6 protein-coding genes are annotated in these 6348 nt (G+C 67.1%); 3 read left to right on the top strand and 3 right to left on the bottom strand.

Annotation, left to right across the window (positions count from 1 at the left end; all coding sequences use genetic code 11):
- The first annotated feature begins 136 nt into the window (after window positions 1-136).
- The 3 genes from DK254_RS05655 to DK254_RS05645 are packed head-to-tail and all read left to right on the top strand — an operon-like array spanning window position 137 to window position 3937.
- Window positions 137-1495: a glutamine synthetase family protein gene (locus DK254_RS05655; protein WP_089394345.1), complete on the top strand. Its 1359-nt coding sequence runs from the start codon at window positions 137-139 to the stop codon at window positions 1493-1495.
- Window positions 1496-1541: 46 nt separating this feature from the next.
- Entirely contained in the window at window positions 1542-2627 is a 1086-nt protein-coding gene (locus tag DK254_RS05650; RefSeq protein ID WP_109932899.1) for a polyamine ABC transporter substrate-binding protein, read from the top strand.
- A gap of 14 nt (window positions 2628-2641) precedes the next feature.
- Complete coding sequence (locus tag DK254_RS05645; RefSeq protein WP_109932898.1) at window positions 2642-3937, top strand: FAD-binding oxidoreductase; 1296 nt, start codon at window positions 2642-2644, stop codon at window positions 3935-3937.
- A gap of 287 nt (window positions 3938-4224) precedes the next feature.
- Here DK254_RS05645 and DK254_RS05640 read toward each other — a convergent pair whose 3' ends face one another.
- From DK254_RS05640 to DK254_RS05630, 3 genes are all read right to left on the bottom strand, one after another.
- Window positions 4225-5106, bottom strand: coding sequence for a helix-turn-helix domain-containing protein (locus tag DK254_RS05640; protein WP_109932896.1), 882 nt, complete (start codon window positions 5104-5106; stop codon window positions 4225-4227).
- A gap of 136 nt (window positions 5107-5242) precedes the next feature.
- Window positions 5243-5917, bottom strand: a complete 675-nt coding sequence (locus DK254_RS05635; protein ID WP_109932894.1) for a DUF2931 family protein — start codon at window positions 5915-5917, stop codon at window positions 5243-5245.
- On the bottom strand, window positions 5904-6348 hold a 445-nt coding region (locus tag DK254_RS05630; protein WP_109933013.1), incomplete at its 5' end, for a DUF2931 family protein. The genes DK254_RS05635 and DK254_RS05630, both read right to left, overlap by 14 nt.

Genomic DNA, 6348 nt, shown 5'->3' with positions numbered 1-6348 from the left:
GCCTGAAGCCTGAAGCCCAAAGCCTGCGGAAAATGGATAGAACGCCCCCCGCCCTACGGACGAAACTAGCCCCGCGGCCAGGCAGCGGCACGCTGCCGGCGCACCCACCAGAACCCATGGACCATCCGAGGCTTGTATGAGCACCCCCGCCGAGCAACTGGAGCAACGGCTGAAGCAACAGAAAATCACCGAAGTCGAATGCGTGGTCAGCGACCTGACCGGCATCGCCCGCGGCAAGATTTCCCCCACCAACAAGTTCCTCGGCGAAGGGGGCATGCGGCTCCCGGAAAGTGTGTTGCTGCAGACCGTCACCGGCGATTTCGTCGATGACGACGTCTATTACGACCTGCTGGACGAAGCCGACATCGACATGGTCTGCAAACCCGACCCGAACGCCATCTTCCTGGTGCCCTGGGCGCTGGAGCCGACCGCGATGGTCATCCACGACACCTTCGACAAGTACGGCAACCCCATCGAGCTGTCGCCGCGCAACGTGCTCAAGCGCGTCCTCGGGCTCTATGCGGACAAGGGCTGGAGCCCGGTGGTGGCGCCGGAGATGGAGTTCTACCTGACCAAGCGCAGCAGCGACCCGGACTTCCCCCTGGAGGCCCCGGTAGGCCGCTCGGGCCGCGCCGAGAGCGGCCGGCAGAGCTTCTCCATCGACGCCGCCAACGAATTCGACCCGCTGTTCGAGGACGTCTACGACTGGTGCGAGCTGCAGGGCCTGGACCTGGACACGCTGATCCACGAGGACGGCCCGGCGCAGATGGAGATCAACTTCCGCCACGGCGACGCGCTGAGCCTGGCCGACCAGATCACCGTGTTCAAGCGCACCATGCGCGAGGCCGCGCTCAAGCACGACGTGAGCGCCACCTTCATGGCCAAGCCGATCACCGACGAGCCGGGCAGCGCCATGCACATCCACCAGAGCGTGCTGGACATCGCCACCGGCAGGAACATCTTCGCCAACGAGGACGGCTCCATGAGCGAGCTGTTCCGGCACTTCATCGGCGGCTTGCAGAAGTACATCCCCAAGGTGCTGCCGATGTTCGCGCCGAACGTGAACTCCTTCCGCCGCTTCCTGCCGGACACCTCCGCGCCGGTGAACGTCGAGTGGGGCGAAGAGAACCGCACCGTGGGCCTGCGCGTGCCGGCCGCCCCGCCCGCGGCCATGCGCGTGGAGAACCGCCTGCCCGGCGCCGATGCCAACCCCTACCTGGCCCTGGCCGCCAGCCTGCTCTGCGGCTACCTGGGCATGCTCGAGCGGCTCGAGCCCAGCGCCCCGGTGCAGGGGCGCGCCTACGAGCGCCGCAACCTGCGCCTGCCGATCACCATCGAGGACGCCCTGGCGCAGATGGAAGACTGCGAGGTGCTCGGCGAATACCTGGGCCGCAAGTTCGTCCAGGGCTACGTCGCGGTGAAACGCACCGAGCACGAGAACTACAAGCGCGTAATCAGCTCCTGGGAGCGCGAGTTCCTGCTTCTGAGCGTCTGATCCGCCCTTCACGTCGATCACAACAACAATTAATTCAGGAGCCGTCATGAGACTGCTGCGCTACCTTGCGCCCTTCGCCCTGGCCACGCTGGCCGCGGGCGCCCACGCCGAACCGACCGTCAGCGTCTACAACTGGACCGACTACATCGCCCCCGACACCCTCGGCGGCTTCCAGAAGGCCACCGGCATCAAGCCGGTCTACGACGTCTTCGACTCCAACGAGACCCTGGAAGGCAAGCTGCTGGCCGGCCGTTCCGGCTACGACGTGGTGGTGCCCTCCAACCACTTCCTCACCCGCCAGGTGCAGGCCGGGGTGTTCCTGGAGCTGGACCGCAGCAAGCTGCCGAACTGGCAGCACCTGGACCCGAAACTGCTCAAGCTGCTGGAGCAGAACGACCCGGGCAACAAGCACTCGGTGCCCTACCTGTGGGGCACCAACGGCATCGGCTACAACGTCGCCAAGGTCAAGCAGGTGCTGGGCGTCGACCACATCGACTCCTGGTCGGCGCTGTTCGAGCCGGAGAACATCAAGAAGCTCAGCGCGTGCGGCGTCGCCTTCATGGACTCGCCCGACGAGATGATCCCCTCGGTGCTCAACTACCTGGGCCTGGACCCCAACAGCACCAACCCGGCGGACTATCCCAAGGCCGAGGCCAAGCTGGTGGCGGTGCGCCCCTACGTCACCTACTTCCATTCCTCGAAGTACATCTCGGACCTGGCCAACGGCAACATCTGCGTGGCCTTCGGCTACTCCGGCGACGTATTCCAGGCCGCGGCGCGGGCCAAGGAAGCCGGGAACGGCATCGAGATCGCCTACGCCATTCCCAAGGAAGGCGCCAACCTGTGGTTCGACCTGATGGCCATTCCCTCGGACGCGACCCACCCCGAACAGGCCCTGGCGTTCATCAACTACATCCTCGACCCGAAGGTGATCGCCGGCATCAGCGAGTACGTCGGCTACCCGAGCGCCAACGGCGACGCCAAGGCGCTGCTGCCTGCCCGGATGCAGAACGACCCCGAGGTCTACCCGAGCCAGGAAGTGCTCGACAAGCTGTACATCGCCAAGGCGCCGCCGCCCAAGATCATGCGCCTGATGACCCGCAGCTGGAGCAAGATCAAGTTCAACCAATGAAGCGAGAGCGAGCCATGCGCCACACCGACGAGCAGGTCGCGTCCTACTATGCCGCGACCGCCCGGGACAAACAGCCGTACCCCTCGCTGGAAGGGGACGTCCGCGCGGACGTCTGCGTCGTCGGCGGCGGGCTCACCGGCGTCAACACCGCCCTGGAGCTGGCCCAGCGCGGCCACTCCGTGGTGCTGCTGGAGGCCCGGCGCATCGGCTGGGGCGCCAGCGGGCGCAACGGCGGCCAGCTGATCCGCGGCATCGGCCACGACGTCAGCGGCTTCGCCAGGTACGTCGGTGATGAAGGGGTGCGCTACCTGGAGCGGGCCGGGATCGACTCGGTGGCCCTGGTCGCCGAGCGCATCCGCGACCTGAACATCGAATGCGACCTGCGCTGGGGCTTCTGCGAGCTGGCCAACACCCCGGCCCAGTTCGCCGCCATGGCCGAGGAGCAGCAAGCCCTGAACGCGTCCGGCTACCCGCACCAGACCCGCCTCGTCGAGGCGAGCCGGATCCACGAGGTGGTGGCCAGCGACCAGTACGCCGGCGGCCTGGTGGACATGGGCTCGGGGCACCTGCACCCGCTGGACCTGGTGCGCGCCGAGGCCCGCGCGGCAGCCGCCCTCGGCGCCAGGGTCTTCGAGCGCAGCCCCGCCCTGCGCATCGAGCATGGCAGGCAGGTGGTGGTGCACTGCGCGCAAGGCCGGGTGCTGGCGGACAACCTGGTGCTCGGCTGCAACGCGCACCTCGACGACCTGGAACCGCGGCTGACCGGCAAGGTGCTGCCCGCCGGCAGCTACGTGGTGGCCAGCGAGCCGCTGCCCGAGGCGCTGGCGGCGCGGCTGATCCCGCAGAACATGGCGCTGTGCGACCAGAAGGTGGGGCTGGACTACTACCGACTGACGGCCGACCGCCGCCTGCTGTTCGGCGGCGCCTGCCACTATTCCGGGCGCGACCCGAAGGACATCGGCGCCTACATGCGGCCAAAGGTGCTCAAGGTGTTCCCGCAGCTGGCGGACGTGAGGCTCGACTACCAGTGGGGCGGCATGATCGGCATCACCGCCAACCGCTTCCCCCAGGTCGGGCGGCTCAAGGCACAGCCGAACGTGTTCTTCGCCCAGGGCTACTCCGGCCACGGGCTGAACGTCACGCACTGGTCGGCGAAGCTGCTGGCGGAAGCCATCCACACCGGCCACAGCCAGGGCCTGGACCTGTTCAGCGCGGTGCCGCACCTGACCTTCCCCGGCGGCAAGCTGCTGCGCTCGCCGCTGCTGGCCCTGGGCATGGCCTGGTACCGGCTGCGCGAGATGCTGGGCTGAGGACGCGCCGAAATGCTCTTCGTAGGAGCGAGGGGGACGCCTGGTTCTTGCTCGCGAACAGACTCCGCTGCGGGCTCATTCGCGAGCAAGCTCGCTCCTACGAGAAGCCATGCCTGCCGCTCCTACTAGTAAGAGCCCCCTCTCCCGCAAGCGGGAGAGGGGGCTGTCCTGAGTGCGCTGGTAGTTCGGCGCCATCCTCGTACCCCGCCTTTCCCACACCGTAGGGCGCATAACCGTTCGCGGTTATCCGCCGCAGGCCGAAACGCCGATGCCCGAGGACAACAGCGCTAGGGCCGTGCGCCGTGCCTGACAGTGGCCTTGGGGTACTCGCCGAACAGCGCGTGATAGGACTGGGAGAAGCGCCCCAGGTGCCAGAACGACCACTTCATGGCCACCTCGGCGACGCTCACGCCCGACTCGGCGGCACCCAGCAGGTCGCGGCGGGCGGCGTTCAGGCGGCGGTTGCGCAGCCAGACGATGGGCGGCATGCCGGCGTAGCGCAGGAAGGATTGCTGCAGGGTGCGCGGCGAGACGCCCGCCTTCGCGGCCAGCTCGGCCATCGCGAAGTTCTCCTCGGGGCAGTCGTTCACCAGGTCCCGGACGCGCTGCACCACGCGCTTGGCCTGGACGATGGAGCGCGCGCGGTGCCCGTCGCCGGCCGGCGCCTCGCAGAGCAGGGAGAAGCAGTTGGCGACTATGGCCTGCGCCACGCCGGGGGCGTCCACCGGCTGCACCCCGGCGCCCGCGCCGGTGAGCATGCTGCTCAGCGAAGCCGCCAGCGCATGGCAGCCGTCGGAGCGCAGGGGCGTCAGCACCAGGTCGGCGAAGTCGTCAAGCGCCTGGTCCCACTGCCCCGCCTGCTTGATCACCACCGCCACCTCGCGGTAGTTCTCCGGCGTGACCCAGGCGTTGCGCGTCTCGCCATCGAGCAGGTAGAGGCTGTTCTCCGACATGTCGAAGCTGAACACCAGCGCGCCGGGCGGCGCATGGAACTCCTGCTCCACGCGCAGGTTCATCTGCTCCTCGTAGAGCTCGATGCCCTCGACCTCGGCATGCAGGATGCGCCCGGCGAACCGCCCGGCGGACATCTGCGTGTACTGCTGCTCCCAACCCGGAATGGCTATCCGCTGCTGATCGACTTCCTGCGCTTCGACAACCCTGATCACCATACCCGGGGCCTGTGTTCTTCTTAGGCCGCGAAGGCTACCAATGGCCGCGAATGCGACGCAAGCGGCAACGCCGGCCGGTGGCCCGGGATGGACTCCCTGCGGGTCCGGGGGGTGGTGTCACGCCGGGCCGGAGGGCTCACCAGGAGCCATAGGGAATCCCGTACTTCTCGATATAGGCTTTGGACGTCGCGGATAGTGGCCGGTGCTGGCCACCCGACTTGCCTCCATAGGGACCTTTCTTCACGACGGTACCCTGCACCCGCACCACGTCGATGGCCGACAGACATCCCCCCATCAGCCATACCCTGGCGATACCTCCCGGCGCCAGGCCTACCGTCAGCATGTCGCGATAGTCTTCACGCCAAATTCCCCTGGCCGGACAATAGCCGGTCTCCGGCTTCACCATCGCCCTTCGGGTGGCCTCAGGGATTACGATGTAGGCCTCGTAGGTCTGCGGCTCGGCCAGGGACTGCCAGCGCACATAGACCAGGCGCGGCAGGTCGGCCCCCAGTACCTGTTTGCCGGCCCCGGCTCCAGACCGGGTCGGCCAGCCCCGTGGATCACCCTTGAGGTTCTTCGGGGTATTGATCGCGGCAACCCCGTTCATGGCACGGCGGAAAACGCGATCCTGCACATCCACCGCATCGGCGGTTTCGATCCACACTTCCATGTAGTTGGGCGCGAACAGGCCCAGGCGCCACGAGTCATAGGGCAACCGGTGGGCGCCACCGGCACAGCCGGCCAGCCCGAGCAGCAAGCCCAGCAGCACCAGCGTTCGGAGCCTGCGGTCAATGGGATCACCACGAACCATAGGGAATCCCATACTTCTCGATATAGGCTTTGGACGTCGCGGATAGTGGCCGGTGCTGGCCACCCGACTTACCTCCATAGGGACCTTTCTTCACGACGGTACCCTGCACCCGCGTGACATTGATCGGCGCCAAGCACCCTCCCATGAGCCATACCTTGGCGATACCTCCCGGTGCCAGGCCTACAGTCAGCATGTCGCGATAGCCCGTGATCCACTTGGCATCGGCTCGGCAGAATGCCTTTTCCCCTATAACCATCAATTGCCGGGTGGCTTCGGGGATCACGATATAGGCCTCATAGGTCTGCGGCTCGACCAGGGACTGCCAGCGCACGTAGATCAGGCGCGGCAGGTCGGCGCCCACCACCTGTTTACCCGCTCCGGCTCCAGGCCGCTCTGGCCAGCCCCGTGGATCGCTTTTGAGATCTTTCGGC

Source organism: Pseudomonas sp. RW407, assembly GCF_003176655.1.
GTDB classification, from domain to species: Bacteria; Pseudomonadota; Gammaproteobacteria; order Pseudomonadales; family Pseudomonadaceae; genus Pseudomonas; species Pseudomonas delhiensis.
Note: the sequence above shows the minus strand (reverse complement) of the source record. Positions and strands in the feature narration are given on the sequence as shown.